The 15,685-nt window shown below is 59.3% G+C and carries 13 protein-coding genes and 3 tRNA genes; 7 read left to right on the top strand and 9 right to left on the bottom strand.

What is annotated here, in order from left to right:
- Window positions 1–75: 75 nt before the first annotated feature.
- From frdD to frdA, 4 genes are read right to left on the bottom strand one after another with little or no spacing between them, the layout of a single operon-like run.
- On the bottom strand, window positions 76–435 hold the full coding sequence (gene frdD, locus AC6CWS_RS18995; RefSeq protein ID WP_002885526.1) for a fumarate reductase subunit FrdD: 360 nt from the start codon (window positions 433–435) through the stop codon (window positions 76–78).
- Between the two features lie 10 nt (window positions 436–445).
- Window positions 446–841, bottom strand: coding sequence for a fumarate reductase subunit FrdC (gene frdC, locus AC6CWS_RS18990; protein WP_080901613.1), 396 nt, complete (start codon window positions 839–841; stop codon window positions 446–448).
- A gap of 10 nt (window positions 842–851) precedes the next feature.
- Entirely contained in the window at window positions 852–1,586 is a 735-nt protein-coding gene (gene frdB / locus AC6CWS_RS18985; protein ID WP_004177729.1) for a fumarate reductase iron-sulfur protein, read from the bottom strand.
- Entirely contained in the window at window positions 1,579–3,369 is a 1,791-nt protein-coding gene (gene frdA, locus AC6CWS_RS18980) for a fumarate reductase (quinol) flavoprotein subunit (RefSeq protein ID WP_032454622.1), read from the bottom strand. The genes frdB and frdA overlap by 8 nt, the downstream gene beginning before the upstream one ends.
- Before the next feature lie 274 nt (window positions 3,370–3,643).
- Here frdA and epmA point away from each other — a divergent pair, with 274 nt between their 5' ends.
- Window positions 3,644–4,621 carry an elongation factor P--(R)-beta-lysine ligase gene (epmA, locus tag AC6CWS_RS18975; RefSeq protein ID WP_004206428.1) on the top strand — a complete coding sequence of 326 codons (978 nt, stop codon included), beginning with the start codon at window positions 3,644–3,646 and terminating at the stop codon, window positions 4,619–4,621.
- Window positions 4,622–4,669: 48 nt separating this feature from the next.
- Here epmA and mscM read toward each other — a convergent pair whose 3' ends face one another.
- The 3 genes from mscM to rsgA form a co-directional block, all read right to left on the bottom strand.
- A complete protein-coding gene (mscM, locus tag AC6CWS_RS18970; RefSeq protein ID WP_017900929.1) occupies window positions 4,670–7,999 on the bottom strand; it encodes a miniconductance mechanosensitive channel MscM in 3,330 nt (1,109 codons plus the stop codon).
- Between the two features lie 23 nt (window positions 8,000–8,022).
- On the bottom strand, window positions 8,023–8,985 hold the full coding sequence (gene asd, locus AC6CWS_RS18965) for an archaetidylserine decarboxylase (RefSeq protein WP_080901612.1): 963 nt from the start codon (window positions 8,983–8,985) through the stop codon (window positions 8,023–8,025).
- Window positions 8,986–9,145: 160 nt separating this feature from the next.
- Window positions 9,146–10,207 (bottom strand): small ribosomal subunit biogenesis GTPase RsgA, encoded by a 1,062-nt coding sequence (gene rsgA, locus AC6CWS_RS18960; RefSeq protein WP_023291707.1) that lies wholly within the window; start codon window positions 10,205–10,207, stop codon window positions 9,146–9,148.
- A gap of 94 nt (window positions 10,208–10,301) precedes the next feature.
- Between rsgA and orn the strand changes: the two genes are divergently transcribed.
- On the top strand, window positions 10,302–10,847 hold the full coding sequence (gene orn / locus AC6CWS_RS18955; RefSeq protein ID WP_004206435.1) for an oligoribonuclease: 546 nt from the start codon (window positions 10,302–10,304) through the stop codon (window positions 10,845–10,847).
- Between the two features lie 43 nt (window positions 10,848–10,890).
- Here orn and AC6CWS_RS18950 read toward each other — a convergent pair whose 3' ends face one another.
- Complete coding sequence (locus AC6CWS_RS18950) at window positions 10,891–11,622, bottom strand: transporter substrate-binding domain-containing protein (RefSeq protein WP_080901611.1); 732 nt, start codon at window positions 11,620–11,622, stop codon at window positions 10,891–10,893.
- Window positions 11,623–11,916: 294 nt separating this feature from the next.
- Here AC6CWS_RS18950 and AC6CWS_RS18945 point away from each other — a divergent pair.
- The 3 genes from AC6CWS_RS18945 (at window position 11,917) to AC6CWS_RS18935 (ending at window position 12,284) form a co-directional block, all read left to right on the top strand.
- A tRNA-Gly gene (locus tag AC6CWS_RS18945) sits at window positions 11,917–11,992 on the top strand.
- A gap of 68 nt (window positions 11,993–12,060) precedes the next feature.
- Window positions 12,061–12,136: transfer RNA gene (locus tag AC6CWS_RS18940), tRNA-Gly, on the top strand.
- 72 nt (window positions 12,137–12,208) lie between these two features.
- Window positions 12,209–12,284 (top strand) — tRNA-Gly (locus AC6CWS_RS18935).
- Window positions 12,285–12,554: 270 nt separating this feature from the next.
- Here the strand turns inward: AC6CWS_RS18935 and queG are convergent.
- Window positions 12,555–13,694, bottom strand: a complete 1,140-nt coding sequence (gene queG, locus AC6CWS_RS18930) for a tRNA epoxyqueuosine(34) reductase QueG (RefSeq protein WP_080901610.1) — start codon at window positions 13,692–13,694, stop codon at window positions 12,555–12,557.
- 13 nt (window positions 13,695–13,707) lie between these two features.
- Between queG and nnr the strand changes: the two genes are divergently transcribed.
- Together nnr and tsaE are read left to right on the top strand one after the other, a co-directional pair.
- Window positions 13,708–15,219, top strand: coding sequence for a bifunctional ADP-dependent NAD(P)H-hydrate dehydratase/NAD(P)H-hydrate epimerase (gene nnr, locus AC6CWS_RS18925; protein ID WP_165476248.1), 1,512 nt, complete (start codon window positions 13,708–13,710; stop codon window positions 15,217–15,219).
- The gene (tsaE, locus tag AC6CWS_RS18920) at window positions 15,212–15,673 is read left to right on the top strand and encodes a tRNA (adenosine(37)-N6)-threonylcarbamoyltransferase complex ATPase subunit type 1 TsaE (protein ID WP_023291711.1); all 462 of its coding nucleotides are present in this window, start codon (window positions 15,212–15,214) and stop codon (window positions 15,671–15,673) included. The genes nnr and tsaE overlap by 8 nt, the downstream gene beginning before the upstream one ends.
- The last annotated feature ends 12 nt before the right edge of the window (window positions 15,674–15,685 follow it).

Raw genomic sequence — 15,685 nt, 5'->3', positions numbered from 1 at the left:
CCGGCAGGGCAAAGGCGGCAAGATTTTTCTATGAAGCGAGCCCGGTAGCAGAATTGCTGCCGGGCTCTTGCAGGATCAGATAAACAGTACGCCAACGAGAGTAATGACGCTGAGGATCGCCGCCAGACCGTAGAAGACCCATTTGCCGTTTGGCACATGGATTTTCAGGTCGTGCATGGCGTGGTGAATACGATGCAGCCCACACCACAGCGGCAGGACAATCATCAGAAAGATGAACGCGCGGCCGATAAAGCTTTGGGCAAAGGCCAGCACGCGCTCATAGCTGAAGGCGTCGGCCGGGGCGAGCCCCAGCGGCAGCAAAATGCCCACCAGCAGCACCATCACCGGCGCGACAATCGCGCCCCACATGCCGCCAGCGCCAAACAGCCCCCAGAAAACGGGTTCATCGGAACGTTTCGGATTGGGATTAATCATCTCAGCCTCCTTACCAGAACAGGGCGACAAACAGGATCACCACGGTGACCAACGCCGTCACCACCCAGAGTCCTTTAATCACCGGCTCTGGCCCCATTTTTTCGCCTTTGATGATGACGTTGGCGGCTTTCGGCGCCAGCTCGAACCAGGTTTTGGTGTGCAGCAGCGCCGCCGCCAGGGTGATCAGATTGAGGATCACCACCACTGGATTTTGCAGGAATCCGATATATCCCGCCCAGCTTTCGGCGCCGTGCTTGAGGGCAAACAGCCCGTAAATCAGCACAATGCTAAACCAGACCGTCGGTACCGCCGTGCCTTCCCGCACCATGTAGAAGCGATAAAACGGCAGCTTTTTCCACCAGGTGGAGGTCATCGGCCGCACGTAGGGTTTGCGTTTCGTCGTCATAATGCACTCCTTAGCGTGGTTTCAGGGTGGCGATAAGAAAGTCTTTCGAACTTTCCACCTTGCCCTGCTGGATCGCGGCCGCCGGGTCGACGTGCTTCGGACACACTTCCGAGCAGTAGCCCACGAAAGTACAGGTCCAGACGCCGTTCTGGCCGTTAAGCTGCGCCATGCGTTCCTTTTTGCCGTGGTCGCGGCTGTCTTCGTTATAGCGGTGGGCGAGGGTGATCGCCGCCGGGCCGATAAACTCCGGATTCAGGCCGAACTGCGGACAGGCGGCATAGCACAGTCCGCAGTTGATACAGCCGGAGAACTGATGGTATTTGGCCATCTGGGCCGGCGTCTGCTTGTTTGGTCCCTGGTCCGGGGTGCGGTTATTGCCGATGATATACGGCTTAATGGCCTCCAGACTTTCGATAAAGTGGGTCATATCCACCACCAGATCGCGCTCGATCGGGAAGTTGGCCAGCGCCTCAACTTTGATGCCTTTGGTGTAATCCCGCAGGAAGGTTTTACAGGCCAGCTTCGGTACCTTATTGACCATCATGCCGCAGGAGCCGCAGATCGCCATCCGGCAGGACCAGCGGTAGCTCAGGTCGGGCGCCAGGTTGTCTTTGATGTAGCCCAGCGCGTCCAGCAGCGAGGTCTGCTCATCGTAAGGCACGTCATAGAACGCGCTGTGCGGTGCCGTGTCGACCTCCGGGTTGTAACGCACCACTTCGACTTTCAGGTTTTTCATCTCAGCCATGGGTGGTCTCCTTCTTCTCAGCCGCTTCCGCTTCAGCGCCATAGACACGTTTCGCCGGCGGCAGCGTGGTGATCTTCACATCGCCATATTCCAGGCGGGTGGTGCCATCAGCCTCGCGGAAGGCGAGCGTATGTTTGAGGAAGTTGACGTCGTCGCGTTCGGTACAGCCTTCATCCAGACGCTGGTGCGCCCCGCGCGATTCTTTACGGGCGATGGCCGAGTGAGCCATACATTCGGCAACGTTTAAACCGTGTCCCAGCTCAATGGTGTAAAGCAGATCGGTGTTGAATACGCTGGAGTTGTCGGTAATGCGCACGCGCTTAAAGCGCTCCTGCAGCTCAGCCAGCTTGTCGATAGTTTTCTGCATCAGCTCTGGCGTCCGGTAGATGCCGCAGCCTTCCTCCATCGAGAGCCCCATTTCGTCGCGGATTTTCGCCCAGTTTTCGTTACCCTCCTGGTTGACGAGATCTTTCAGACGACGCTCCACATCGGCAGCCTGCGCATCGAGGGCGGAGCCGTTCGTCTCGCCCGCTTGCGCGGCGCGCTGCATGGCCTGTTCCCCGGCCAGGCGGCCGAAGACCACCAGCTCGGCCAGCGAGTTGGAGCCCAGGCGGTTGGCGCCGTGCAGACCAACGGACGAGCATTCGCCCACGGCAAACAGCCCTTTGATGCGGGTTTCGCACTGTTGATCGGTTTCGATGCCGCCCATGGTGTAGTGCGCGGTCGGGCGTACCGGAATCGGTTCTTTCACCGGGTCGACGCCGACGTAGGCTTTCGCCAGCTCACAGATAAACGGCAGGCGCTCCAGCAGCTTTTTCTCGCCGAGGTGGCGCAGATCGAGGTAGACCACGTCGCCGCGCGGCGTGGGAATGGTGTTCCCTTTCCGCCATTCGTGCCAGAAGGCCTGGGACACTTTGTCGCGTGGGCCCAGCTCCATATATTTGTTCTTCGGTTCGCCGAGCGGGGTTTCCGGGCCCATGCCGTAATCCTGCAGATAGCGATAGCCGTTTTTGTTGACCAGAATCCCGCCTTCACCGCGGCAGCCTTCGGTCATCAGGATCCCGGAGCCCGGCAGGCCGGTCGGGTGATACTGCACGAATTCCATATCGCGCAGCGGCACGCCGTGGCCCAGCGCCATCCCCATCCCGTCACCGGTAACGATGCCGCCGTTGGTGTTGTAGCGATAGACGCGTCCGGCGCCGCCGGTGGCCAGCACCACCGCGTTGGCGCGGATCTGCACCAGCGTGCCTTCCATCATATTCATCGCCACCAGGCCGCGGGCCTGGCCGTCATCGACCAGCAGATCAAGGACGAAATGTTCATCAAAGCGTTGAATTTGGGGAAACTGAAGGGAGGTCTGGAAGAGGGTATGCAGCATGTGGAAGCCGGTTTTATCGGCGGCAAACCAGGTACGTTCGATCTTCATGCCACCGAAGCGCCGGACGTTAACGCTGCCGTCAGGGCGGCGGCTCCACGGGCATCCCCACTGTTCCAGCTGGGTCATTTCCGTCGGGCAGTGGTGAACGAAATAGTCGACGACATCCTGCTCACACAGCCAGTCGCCTCCGGCGACGGTGTCGTGAAAATGGTACTCAAAGCTATCGTGATCCTGGGCAACGGCTGCGGACCCCCCTTCTGCAGCGACCGTATGGCTGCGCATCGGATAGACTTTAGAAATCAGGGCGATTTTGGCATTGGGGTTGGCCTGGGCGGCGGCGATAGCGGCGCGAAGGCCTGCCCCGCCGGCGCCAATTACGGCGAGATCGGCTTGAAAAGTGTGCACGACATTCCTCCAGTTTTAGTGTATTTCGCCGCCGGGCTGGCGAAAAAGTATCACTGCTCCTTTATAGGTACAGGAGTATAGCCGTAGGGTCAGTATGGAAAATTGACGTGTTCGATTTTTTTATCGATATGTGCGGTTATTTATCAGTGATATTTATGCATTTAGGTTAACGATAGATTAATGGCATGTAATCTGCCGGGGATTGCACAAAATTTGTTTCACTCGCCGGTTGCGAGTAGACTTCGTGCCCTTGTTTGCAATCGGAGAAAGTACCATGAGCGAGACGGCAACCTGGCAGCCGAGCGCACCCATTCCCAATCTGTTGAAACGCGCGGCGGTGATGGCGGAAATCCGCCGGTTCTTTACCGATCGCGGCGTGCTGGAGGTGGAGACGCCTTGCATGAGTCAGGCGACGGTAACGGATATCCATTTGTTCCCGTTTGAAACCCGTTTCGTCGGCCCGGGGCACTCACAGGGACTCAATCTGTACCTGATGACCAGTCCGGAATACCATATGAAGCGCCTGCTGGCGGCGGGCTGCGGCCCGGTTTTCCAGCTGTGCCGCAGCTTCCGTAATGAAGAGATGGGGCGGCATCACAATCCGGAATTCACCATGCTGGAGTGGTATCGTCCGTGCTATGACATGTATCGTCTGATCAACGAGGTGGACGATCTGCTGCAGCAGGTGCTTGAGTGCCAGCCGGCGGAAAGCCTCTCCTATCAGCAGGCGTTTCAGCGTCATCTGGATATTGACCCGCTCTCTGCCGATAAAGCGCAGCTGCGCGAAGTCGCGGCGAAGCTGGATCTGAGCAATATCGCCGATACTGAAGAAGATCGCGACACGCTGCTGCAACTGCTGTTCACCATGGGCGTGGAGCCGCACATCGGCAAAGATCGGCCGACGTTCATTTATCATTTCCCGGCGACTCAGGCCTCTTTAGCGCAGATCAGCCCGGAAGATCATCGGGTCGCTGAGCGCTTCGAGGTCTATTACAAAGGAATTGAGCTGGCGAATGGTTTCCACGAGCTGACCGACGCCCATGAGCAGCGCCTGCGCTTTGAGCAGGACAACCGCAAGCGGGCCGCGCGCGGCCTCCCGCAGCAGCCCATCGATAACAACCTGCTGGCGGCGCTGGAGGCGGGTCTGCCGGACTGCTCCGGCGTGGCATTGGGTGTTGATCGCGTGGTGATGCTGGCGCTGGGCGCTGAAAGCATCGGCGAAGTGATCGCCTTTACGGTCGACCGCGCCTGATGGCGAGCTAGAAAACCTGCCCGGCGCCGCCGCCGGGCAGGGTATGGCCTACAGGCTGCCAGCCGTACGTCGGCTGGTTTTCCCGGCCGAGGTCATGGTTTTACTGCTTTGCCTGCCGTCGATACTTTCCAGCCGCATCTGGAACGGAGGGAACGGCATATCAATGCCATGCTCGCGGAAGCCCGCCAGGATCAGCTGATGCATCTCATGGCGTAGCGGCATGCGGTGCCCCATCTCGGCGGCAAAAATACGCAGCTCGAAAATCTGGATCCCCTGCTGCAGGTCGACGAGAAACGCCTCCGGCGCCGGGGTATCGATAACCAGCGAACAGCGATGCGCCGCGGCGATGAGGATCTTGGTCACCTCTTCGGTATCGGCGTCCACCGGAGCCGGCACCGTCAACACCACGCGGGTGACCGAGTCCGACAGCGACCAGTTGATAAACTGTTCGGTGATGAACGCCTTGTTCGGCACGATAATCTCTTTCCGGTCCCAGTCGCTGATGGTGGTGGCGCGGGTATTAATGCGGGTGACGCTGCCCGTCAGGTCGCGGATGGTGACCGTATCGCCGATGCGGATCGGCTTTTCAAACAGGATAATCAGGCCGGAGATAAAGTTAGCGAAGATCTCCTGCAGGCCAAACCCGAGACCCACACCCAGCGCGGCGACCAGCCACTGCAGCTTCGACCACTCAATGCCAATCATCGAGAAGCCCACCAGCCCACCGATCAGCATCAGCAAATACTTGGTGATGGTGGTGATGGCGTAGCCGGTGCCGGGCGTTAAATCGAGGTGCTGGAGGATCGCCAGCTCCAGCAGCGCCGGCAGGTTGCGCACCAGCTGAGTGGTGATGATCAGCACCAGAATGGCAATCAGCACTGCGCCAAGGGTGATGGGCTCGAGGCTTTCCACCCCCTGCACCGTCGAGGTGACGTCCCACAGCGAGATATTCTCGAGGAAGCCAAACGCCGAGTGAATTTCCGACCACAGCACGATGACTGACAGCAGCGCGATCAGCATCAGCAGAGAGCGCACGAGACGCAGCGACTGGGTACTGATGGCATCGAGATCGACCTCGCTGACCTCCGTCTCCACCGACCCTTCCGGGCTGCTGACGTGAACAGGCTCATCTTCGCCGCGGGCGCGCTGGGCGAGAATTTCCGCGCGACGATGGCGGGCCCGGTCGAAGGCCAGTCGGCGCCGCTGGATCAGCATCCAGCGGCGGATAATGTGATAGACCACCAGCAGCAGGAACCAGATGGCGACGGAGGTTTCCAGACGTGCCAGCAGCGCCTGAGCGGTAGCGAGGTAGCCGACGGCGGCCGCCAGCATGGCCACCAGCGGGGCGCCAAGCATCAGGTTCCACAGCAGGCGGTTCACCATATTGTCGCCATTCCCCTCTTTATCCAGGTAGAGCGGGATGCCGGCATGCTTAAGGCTGAGGGTGACCACCGCCAGCGCGCCGCAGATCAGCAGGAAGCACAGGCGGCCCAGCGAGGCGGAGAACTCGCGGTCGTTAAGATTATCGAACATGATCAGCGCCATTATCAGCGGCACAATCAGTCCGATGCTCATCAGGTAGTAGCGCATCGCTTTCGCCACGCGGTTACGCGGCCAGCCGAAGTGGGCGATAAACAGCCCGTTTGGCCGGGCGAAGGTGGCGCAGATCATCACCACCCACAGCAGAGGCACCGTCGCGGTGACCCCATCGCCAATCGCCACCGCCAGCGGGAAGGGCCAGGCGGACTGCAGACCATAGCCGAGCGTCATCCACAGCACCGGCAGCGGCGAAGCCACCAGTATCGACCAGAAGACCGTGCGCAGCGTCAGCCAGAAGTGATCCTGGGTGACTTTCCCCACCCGAGCGCTGGAGCGCTCAAGGAAGCGGGTGAAATGGCGCCGGGAGCTGATGCTGAAGCCAACCAGCAGCAGGGCGGCAAACAGCGGTAGCAGGGTCTCTTTGCTGGTGAGCATCATCGCGCTGGCTTTACCCAGCTCGCTGATGGTATCCAGGGAGATCAGGCGCCGCAGATCCTGGACGATCTCCAGCGGCCAGGAGAAGCCGATGGGGCTGACGTCCGAAGTCCAGAACAGATAGCGGTGGGTGGCTTCGTTGATCTCCTTCAGCGCGTCTTCCAGCTGGCCGTTGGCGACCTTCAGCTTGGTGAGCTCCAGCATCAGGGTATCGCCGCCGCGCAGCAGCGAGTTCAGCAGCTCGTTCTGCGTGCGTAGCTGCGCCTGCAGGATCTTGTTCTGCTCGCTGGTCAGCGGTTCGCCGTCGGCCTGGCGGATCTGCCGCAGCTGCGGCTGCTTACTGAGTAAATCCTCAAAGCGCAGACGCTGCACGCGCAGCTGCGCCATCTCCGTATCCAGCTGCTGCGGGCGAGGGCGCTCCGGCAGCCGCGCCACCTGGGCGCGCAGGGCTTCGCCCAGCAGATTAGAGGAGCCCAGCCACTGCGACTGCTCGCGCAGGGTGTTTAACGCCTGGCGCACCTGCAGCGTTTGATTCGTCGCCTGCCGCTGCTGGGACGCCACCAGATCCATACGCTGCGCCTGCTGGTTCAGCGCCTGGGAGAGTTCGCGGTTGACTTTAAACTGGGCGGTGATGTCCGGCGGCAGGTTTTCACTGTTCTCCGCCAGCAGTTCGGTACTCTCCAGTGCTTTTTCCGCCTCACGCTGGCGCTGGCTGTTCTGCAGATTACGCAGCGCCTGCAGATAGGCATCCAGCTGCTCGCTCTGCTTTTGCGCCAGTTCAGAACGGGCGCGCGACAGCTCCTGGCGGTTATTGGCGGAAAGCTGGGCGAGGTCGAGCTCATCCACCAGCGCCTTCAGGCGCGCCGATTCCGCCTGCAGGGCAAGATTTTGCGCCTGGGCGAGAGCATTGTTGCCGGTTTGCGTGCCGATGCGGCGCTCAACCTCATTGAGCTGACGCCGGGCGTCGGTTTGCTGCTGCGGCAGCTGGTTCAGGGAGTCGGCGATTTCACGCGCGCGATCCTGCTCCTGCTGCGCCTGACGGCTTGACTCCAGCAGCTGGCTGCTGACCTGGAGGATCTCCTGGTTCAGCGCATCGGCGGTCAGGCCGACTGGCACCTGGCGCGGCTCTTCGCTCAGATTGTTGAGCTGGGCACGCAGGCTTTGAAACAGTTTGGGGAAATTGTCGATAACGTCCTGATACTGACGGGCGCGCTCGAGAGACGATTTTCGCTCCTCAAGCGCGTTCAGGGCGGACTGCAGAACTTCAACGGTTTCAGGCTGGGCGGGCTTTGCCGCCTTCGCCTGTTCCAGTTCCTGGGTTATCTGTTTAGCATCCGGGGCTGTCGCAGCGTACGCCCCGAAACTGAGGCTCAAGGCCAACAGGAAAGTGTATATCAGGCGCACGGCATAACCCTTTTGCTGAAGAATTAACCTTGGTCTTGTTTATCGTCAACCAGCGGGCTGGCGCGATGTTCGGCGCGGATCTCTTCTTCCGGTAACGGCGCCGGTTCAGCGGCGGTGGTTGCTTCCACCGTTGTCGCCAGCGGTTGGCCGATTTTAGTCACGGACAGGCTTTGCAGCGTGTCGACCAGCTTCACCTGGCCCGGGGCAAACAGGTTGATCACGGTGGAGCCCAGTTTGAAGCGGCCCATCTCCTGGCCTTTCAGCAGGGCGACGGAGCCTTCGCTGTCGCCAGCGGGCCAGGTCCAGCGTTTAATAATGCCTTCGCGCGGCGGGGTTACGGTGCCGGACCACACGGTCTCGATGCTGCCGACGATAGTCGCGCCCACCAGAATTTGCGCCATCGGGCCAAACTCAGTATCAAACAGGCAGATGACGCGCTCGTTACGGGCGAACAGGTTTGGCACGTTCTGCGCCGTCAGATGGTTAACGGAGAACAGGTCGCCAGGAACGTAGATCATTTCGCGCAGGATACCGTTGCACGGCATGTGCACGCGGTGATAGTCGCGCGGCGACAGATAGGTGGTGGCGAAGCTGCCGTTACGGAACATGTCGGCCATCTGGTAGTTGCCGGCCAGTAAGGCTTCCAGGCTGTAGTCGTGGCCCTTGGCCTGCAGAATTTTATCGTTCTCAATGGCACCAAGCTGGCTGATCACGCCGTCGGCCGGCATCACCAGTACGTTAGGATCGGTATTCAGCGGGCGAACGTCGTCGCGCAGCGGGCGCACAAAGAAATCGTTGAAGGTGCGATAGGCCGCGGTATCCGGCTTCTGCGCCTCTTTCATATCGACCTTGTAGTATTTCACGAACAGATCGATGACCAGCTTCGTCAGCCAACCTGCGCGTTTGCTCGCACCCCAGCCTGCGAGGCGGGTGAGCCACAGTTTAGGCAGAATGTATTGCAGTGAAAGTTTAAGATCGTTTAACAAAGTAGCCTCCAGGCCATGATATGTCGTTCCTGACCCCGCCTGCGGGCGGGGACCTGAAAAAAGGGGACGATTCTATACGTAAAACTCGCCAAATGGCATCCGCGTAAGCCGCGCCATCACCGCTGCCCGGCAGCGCCTGACGTGACGCTCAGCTTAATGGTCAGTCATCGGTCGAGGAAAAGTTTTTACGCGTTTTTACCTGTACCTGCGCCATGCTTTCCAGGATGCGGTGGTAGTTCTCGAAACGGCTTTCGGCGATCTTGCCGCTCTCTACCGCTTCGCGAAGCGCACAGCCAGGATCGGTATCGTGTTTACAGTCGCGATATTTGCAACGGCCTAAATAATCATGGAATTCGACAAAGCCGTTGGTGATTTGTTCCGCTTCCAGATGCCACAGGCCGAACTCACGTACCCCCGGTGAATCAATCACATCGCCGCCGTGCGGGAAGTGGTAGAGGCGCGCCGCGGTGGTGGTGTGCTGGCCTAAGCCGGAAACGTCCGAGACATCATTGGTGAGGATCTGATCCTCATTCAGCCCCAGCAGGGCGTTCAGCAGGCTTGATTTACCCACCCCGGACTGCCCGGCGAAGATGCTGATGCGGTCGGTCAGGGCCGCTTCCAGCGGCTTGAGGCCGTCCTGAGTACGGCTGGAGACCAGCAGTACGCGGTAACCGATGTTGCGGTAGATGTCCATTTGCTCATTGACGAAGCGCAGGCCATCGTCATCCAGCAGATCGATTTTGTTCAGGACGATTAACGGCTCGATATCCTGCGCCTCGCAGGCCACCAGATAGCGATCGATAATATTCAGCGACAGCTCAGGCAGGATCGCGGAAACCACCACGATCTGGTCGATATTGGCGGCGATAGGCTTCACGCCGTCGTAAAAATCCGGGCGCGTCAGGACGGAGGCGCGATCGTGAACCGCTTCGACGATCCCTTTGACGCTTACGCCGTCGGCGGCGTCTTTACCCGGCCGCCAGACCACGCGGTCGCCGGTGACCAGCGAACGGATCGTCCGGCGGATATTGCAGCGATGCACGCTGCCGTCAGCGGATTCGACGTCGGCATGCATGCCAAAGCGACTGATGACAATGCCTTCCGACGTATCGCCAAACAGGTTGTCATCGTAGTCGGCCTTCTCCGCAGTGGTTTTCAGACGGCGCTGGTGGTTGGCTTTGACGCGGCGCTGCTGGCCTTTGGAGAGTTTATTTTTACTCAATCGAACTGGCTCCTGGTCGCCCTGATGGGGCAAAACCTCTATGATACACGCTATTTTAGATGAATATAGTCACGCAAGAAGGGTGGAAAATAGCATGAGTGCAAATGAAAACAACCTCATTTGGATCGATCTTGAGATGACAGGGCTGGATCCGGAGCGCGATCGCATTATTGAAATCGCCACCCTGGTGACCGATGCCAACCTGAACATTCTGGCCGAGGGGCCGACCATCGCGGTGCATCAATCGGATGCCCAGCTGGCGCTGATGGACGAGTGGAATGTGCGGACGCATACCGGCAGCGGGCTGGTGGATCGCGTGAAGGCCAGCGCCGTCAGCGAGCACGACGCCGAACTGGCGACCATTGAGTTTCTTAAGCAGTGGGTGCCGGCGGGCAAGTCGCCGATCTGCGGCAACAGCATCGGCCAGGATCGTCGCTTCCTGTTTAAGTACATGCCGCAACTGGAAGCCTATTTCCACTATCGCTATCTGGACGTTAGCACGCTGAAAGAGCTGGCGCGTCGCTGGAAGCCGGAAATTCTCGACGGCTTTAAAAAGCAGGGTACCCATCAGGCGATGGACGATATCCGCGAATCAGTCGCCGAGCTGGCTTACTACCGCGAGCATTTCATTAAGCTGTAAACCGCGACCGGGCCCTGTGCTCGGCCCGGTACACCTTTCTGCGTTATTTAAACCACTTCTGCTGCATCTGCTGGAAGTCAGGCGTCGCCATGACCGCAGTCAGGGCATCGTTGATCGCATTCAGCAGCTCCGGATCGTCTTTGCGCACCGCAATCGCATACTGCTTACCGTAATAAGCCGGGTCGGTGGCCCGTTCATCCATGATGGCGTAGTCAGGGTTCTCCTGCTGCCAGGCGTCGAGGGTGGCGAAGTCGCCCATGACGCCGGTTATTTGCCCGGCCTTCAGCGCGGCCAGGGCGCTGCCGACGTCGTCGTAAGGAACAGCCTGTACGGCTTTCTGTTTATCACGCAGATAGTGTTGATGCAGTGTGCCTTTCACCACGCCGACTTTTTTGGCTTTCAGGTCGGCAAAGGTATGGGCGACATCTTTGTTGACGATCACCACCCCGGAGAGCGACTGGCGATAGGGACGGCTGAAGGCGACCTGCTTCTCACGCATCGGGATCACTTCCATGCCGGCAATCACCGCGTCAAATTTCTTGAAGCGTAAAGCCGGGATCAGCGTATCGAAACGCTGCGCCGTGAACTGGCACTGCGCCTGCATCTGCTGGCACAGGGCCTGGGCAAGATCGATATCGAAGCCGACAGGCTGATTTTTGCCGTTGGCGGTGACAAACGGCGGATTGGCCGTGCTGGTGCCAAAATGGAGCGTCTCGGCTGACGCGGTTCCGATGGCCAGCGTGCTCAGCAGCAGGACGGTGAGGACTTTTCTCATGCTAATTCCCTGTTTGGCGGCGTGGTGGCCTCGTTTTACGTCGCGCCACCGCTGTATGATGCGAGCGATTTTGCGTCATTCAGGCGGGCGGAAAAAGCGATTTTGCCCGAAATGACGCTTATTTATACAATTCAGCAGCGTAGGTGGCGAGAAAATATCCATTTAAACAAAAAACGCAAAAAAGTGATGAACAGGGGGTTGCAGGTGCATCGAATTCTCGTATAATGCGCCTCCCGTAACGACGCAGAAATGCAAATTACGACGCCATCAAAATATGGCAAAAAATGCAGTAACGCGGGAATAGCTCAGTTGGTAGAGCACGACCTTGCCAAGGTCGGGGTCGCGAGTTCGAGTCTCGTTTCCCGCTCCAAAATTTGAAAGCACCATCCTGATCAAAGGATTTCATCTCGCAGATGCGGGGCGAAAGCCAAAGATTAAGCGGGAATAGCTCAGTTGGTAGAGCACGACCTTGCCAAGGTCGGGGTCGCGAGTTCGAGTCTCGTTTCCCGCTCCAAAATTTGAATGACACACCACACCAGTCGCAGTTTTCAGGTTGCTACACAGTAGCTTGAATGACGATGATTAAGCGGGAATAGCTCAGTTGGTAGAGCACGACCTTGCCAAGGTCGGGGTCGCGAGTTCGAGTCTCGTTTCCCGCTCCAAATTTTCTTCCATCTCTTATTTATCCACAGTGCAATCCAGCGCCGGGGATGATTTTCATTTGGTCTGCAGAAATACTGTGAACAGAGTTATCCACAGGTTGTCGTTTCGTCTCTGACGGCGTAAATGCTTCGCTTTGTAAATAATATCTTTATATCTAATTGAAATTTAACAATTAAATTTCATTTCGAAATGTTAATCCGATCACTTGACCTCGGTCTGCGCCTTGAAACGCAATGTGTTTTAGATTTTATTCACAGCCTGTGAATGAATCAGGCGTCGCGCGGCAGCCCTTTCTCTACCACCCTGACCAGACGTAATTTTTTCGGCAGCTGTACTTCAACGGCGTCGGCGCTCCGTTTTTTCAGCTGCTGGGCCATCGCCCACTCAATGTGTTCGTCGAGAAGCGGGTGCTCGCCCAGGCGACTCTCCAGCGCGCGAAGATGGGCTTCATCCCAGGGCGCATTACCCAGCGCGACGGCGATATTACGCAGCCAGCGCAGGTGACCAATGCGACGAATCGCCGACCCTTCGGTCACCTTCAGAAACCACGATTCGCTCCAGGCGAACAGCTCCACCAGCGGCGGGGCATGCAGCGCCTGGCGCGGACTGAAATCCTCTTCATCGGTGAGCTGTGAGAAACGGTTCCACGGGCAGATGAGCTGGCAGTCGTCACAGCCATAGATCCGGTTGCCGATGAGCGGACGGAATTCCTCCGGGATCGCGCCTTCCAGTTCGATGGTGAGATAGGAGATGCAGCGGCGGGCGTCGACGGTATAGGGCTCGACGATGGCCCCGGTGGGGCAGATGGTCATGCAGGCGACGCAGCGTCCACACTCCTCCGCGACCGGGCTGTCGACCGGCAGGGGCAGGTCAATCAGCAGTTCGCCGAGGAAAAAGAAGGAGCCGGCGTCGCGGCTTAAGATAAGTGAGTGCTTACCTGTCCATCCAAGGCCCGCTTTTTCTGCGATGGGCCGCTCCAGGATAGGCGCGGAATCGACAAACGGTCTAAAATTGAGCGAAGCACACTGTTCCTGAATCTTCTCACCCAGTTTTTTCAGGCGATTACGTAGCAGCTTATGATAATCACGCCCAAGGGCATAACGGCTGACGTAACCCAGCGCGGGATCTTTCAGGGTGCGGGCAAAGGCGGCGTTGGCGGGCAGATAGTTCATCCGCACGCTGATGACGCGTAACGTACCGGGCAGCAGTTCGTGGGGGCGGGCGCGCATCATACCGTGACGGGCCATCCACTCCATTTCGCCGTGGTATTGTTTATCCAGCCATGCCTGCAGTTTGGGTTCACTGGCGCTAAGGTCGGTATCGGCGATACCGACCTGCTGGAACCCGAGCTCTGTGCCCCATTGTTTGATTTGTTGCGCTAACTGAACGAGATCGAGGGGCTGTGACATGATGGACCATACAATGACGAAAAACCCTGACAGTATACCATACAACATTTGGCCTGCGGAGGCGCTGCGCCTGGCCGAACGAGAGGCGGCGGACAGCCTGGGACTGACGCTGTTTGAACTGATGCAGCGCGCGGGCGAGGCGGCGTTCCAGCTGGCCAGCCGCGCTTTTCCTGACAGCGCGCACTGGCTGATCCTCTGCGGGCATGGCAACAACGGCGGCGACGGATATGTCGTCGCGCGTCTGGCCCAGGCCGCCGGGCGGCGGGTGACGCTGCTGGCGGTGGAGAGTGACAACCCGCTGCCGGAAGAGGCGCAGGCGGCGCGGGAGGCATGGCTTAACGCCGGCGGCGTGATCCATGCGGACACTGTCCCCTGGCCAGACGATATCTCACTGATTATTGACGGCCTGCTCGGCACCGGGTTGCGCAGTGCGCCGCGCGAATCCATCGCGGCGCTCATCCACCAGGCGAACCACCATCCTGCGCCGGTGGTGGCTCTGGATATCCCTTCCGGCCTGAATGCGCAGACCGGCGCGACGCCGGGGGCGGTCATTCAGGCCGACCATACGCTGACGTTTATTGCGCTCAAGCCGGGGCTGCTGACCGGCAAGGCGCGGGATGTCGTCGGGCAGCTCCACCATCATGCGCTGGGGCTTGAGCGCTGGCTCGCCGGACAAAGTACCCCCCTGACGCGATTTTGCGCCGCCCACCTTGCCGACTGGCTGCCGCCGCGCCGGGCTACCTCCCATAAGGGCGATCACGGCAAGCTGGCGATCGTCGGCGGCGATCGCGGCACGGCAGGCGCGATTCGCATGTGCGGTGAAGCGGCTTTACGCGCTGGCGCAGGGTTGGTGCGAGTGCTCACTCACCCTGAGAATGTGGCGCCCATTGTCACCGCCCGGCCGGAATTAATGGTGGATGAACTGACGCCGCAGACCCTGAAAGCCGCGCTGGAATGGGCGGATGTGGTGGCGATTGGCCCGGGACTGGGGCAGAACGAGTGGGGACGCAGCGCCCTGCGCATGATGGAAAGTGTTAACAAACCGATGGTCTGGGACGCAGACGCGCTGAACCTGCTGGCATTCAATCCCGATAAACGTCACAATCGCGTGCTGACGCCGCACCCCGGCGAAGCGGCCCGTCTGCTGAACGTCAGCGTGGCAGAAATTGAAAGCGATCGCTTACTTTCTGCGCAGCGTCTGGTAAAACGGTATGGCGGCGTGGTCGTGCTAAAAGGCGCGGGCACGGTGGTGGCCAGTGAAAGCGGGGCGATGGGCATTATCGACGCCGGCAATGCCGGGATGGCCAGCGGCGGAATGGGCGATGTGCTCACTGGCATTATCGCCGCATTGTTAGGACAGCACCTGACGCCGTATGATGCTGCCTGTGCCGGGTGCGTCGCGCATGGCGATGCCGCCGACCGACTGGCCGCCCGCGAGGGCACCCGCGGCATGCTGGCGACCGATCTCTTTTCCACGCTCAGGCGTGTTGTTAACCCGGATGTGATTGACGTAGACCATGATTAACCGAGTGATTCCTTTACCCGATGAGCAGGCCACGCTGGCCCTGGGCGACCGTATTGCGCAGGCCTGTACCGGCGCCACCGTGATTTACCTGTATGGTGACTTAGGCGCGGGGAAAACCACCTTTAGCCGCGGCTTTTTACAGGCGCTCGGTCACCGCGGCAATGTCAAAAGCCCAACCTATACCCTGGTGGAGCCGTACACCCTCGACAAACTGATGGTGTATCACTTCGATCTCTACCGCCTGGCGGATCCTGAGGAGCTGGAATTTATGGGGATCCGCGATTATTTTGCCGACGATGCCATCTGCCTGGTGGAATGGCCGCAGCAAGGCGCAGGTGTCCTGCCTGACCCGGACGTTGAAATTCACCTTGATTACCAGGCACAAGGGCGTGAGGCGCGCATTACCGCGATCTCCTCACGGGGTGACTCTTTACTGGCGCGTTTAGCCATTTAGCCTGAAGGATGA

The organism is Klebsiella sp. M041 (assembly GCF_059759695.1).
This window is presented reverse-complemented; position numbering and strand designations above follow the sequence as displayed.

Bases quoted from the DNA above. Each gene is read 5' to 3' on its own strand.
- frdD (WP_002885526.1), bottom strand. From the start codon at position 435: ATGATTAATCCCAATCCGAAACGTTCCGATGAACCCGTTTTCTGGGGG.
- frdC (WP_080901613.1), bottom strand. From the start codon at position 841: ATGACGACGAAACGCAAACCCTACGTGCGGCCGATGACCTCCACCTGG.
- frdB (WP_004177729.1), bottom strand. From the start codon at position 1,586: ATGGCTGAGATGAAAAACCTGAAAGTCGAAGTGGTGCGTTACAACCCG.
- epmA (WP_004206428.1), top strand. From the start codon at position 3,644: ATGAGCGAGACGGCAACCTGGCAGCCGAGCGCACCCATTCCCAATCTG.
- orn (WP_004206435.1), top strand. From the start codon at position 10,302: ATGAGTGCAAATGAAAACAACCTCATTTGGATCGATCTTGAGATGACA.
- AC6CWS_RS18950 (WP_080901611.1), bottom strand. From the start codon at position 11,622: ATGAGAAAAGTCCTCACCGTCCTGCTGCTGAGCACGCTGGCCATCGGA.
- queG (WP_080901610.1), bottom strand. From the start codon at position 13,694: ATGTCACAGCCCCTCGATCTCGTTCAGTTAGCGCAACAAATCAAACAA.
- nnr (WP_165476248.1), top strand. From the start codon at position 13,708: ATGACGAAAAACCCTGACAGTATACCATACAACATTTGGCCTGCGGAG.
- tsaE (WP_023291711.1), top strand. From the start codon at position 15,212: ATGATTAACCGAGTGATTCCTTTACCCGATGAGCAGGCCACGCTGGCC.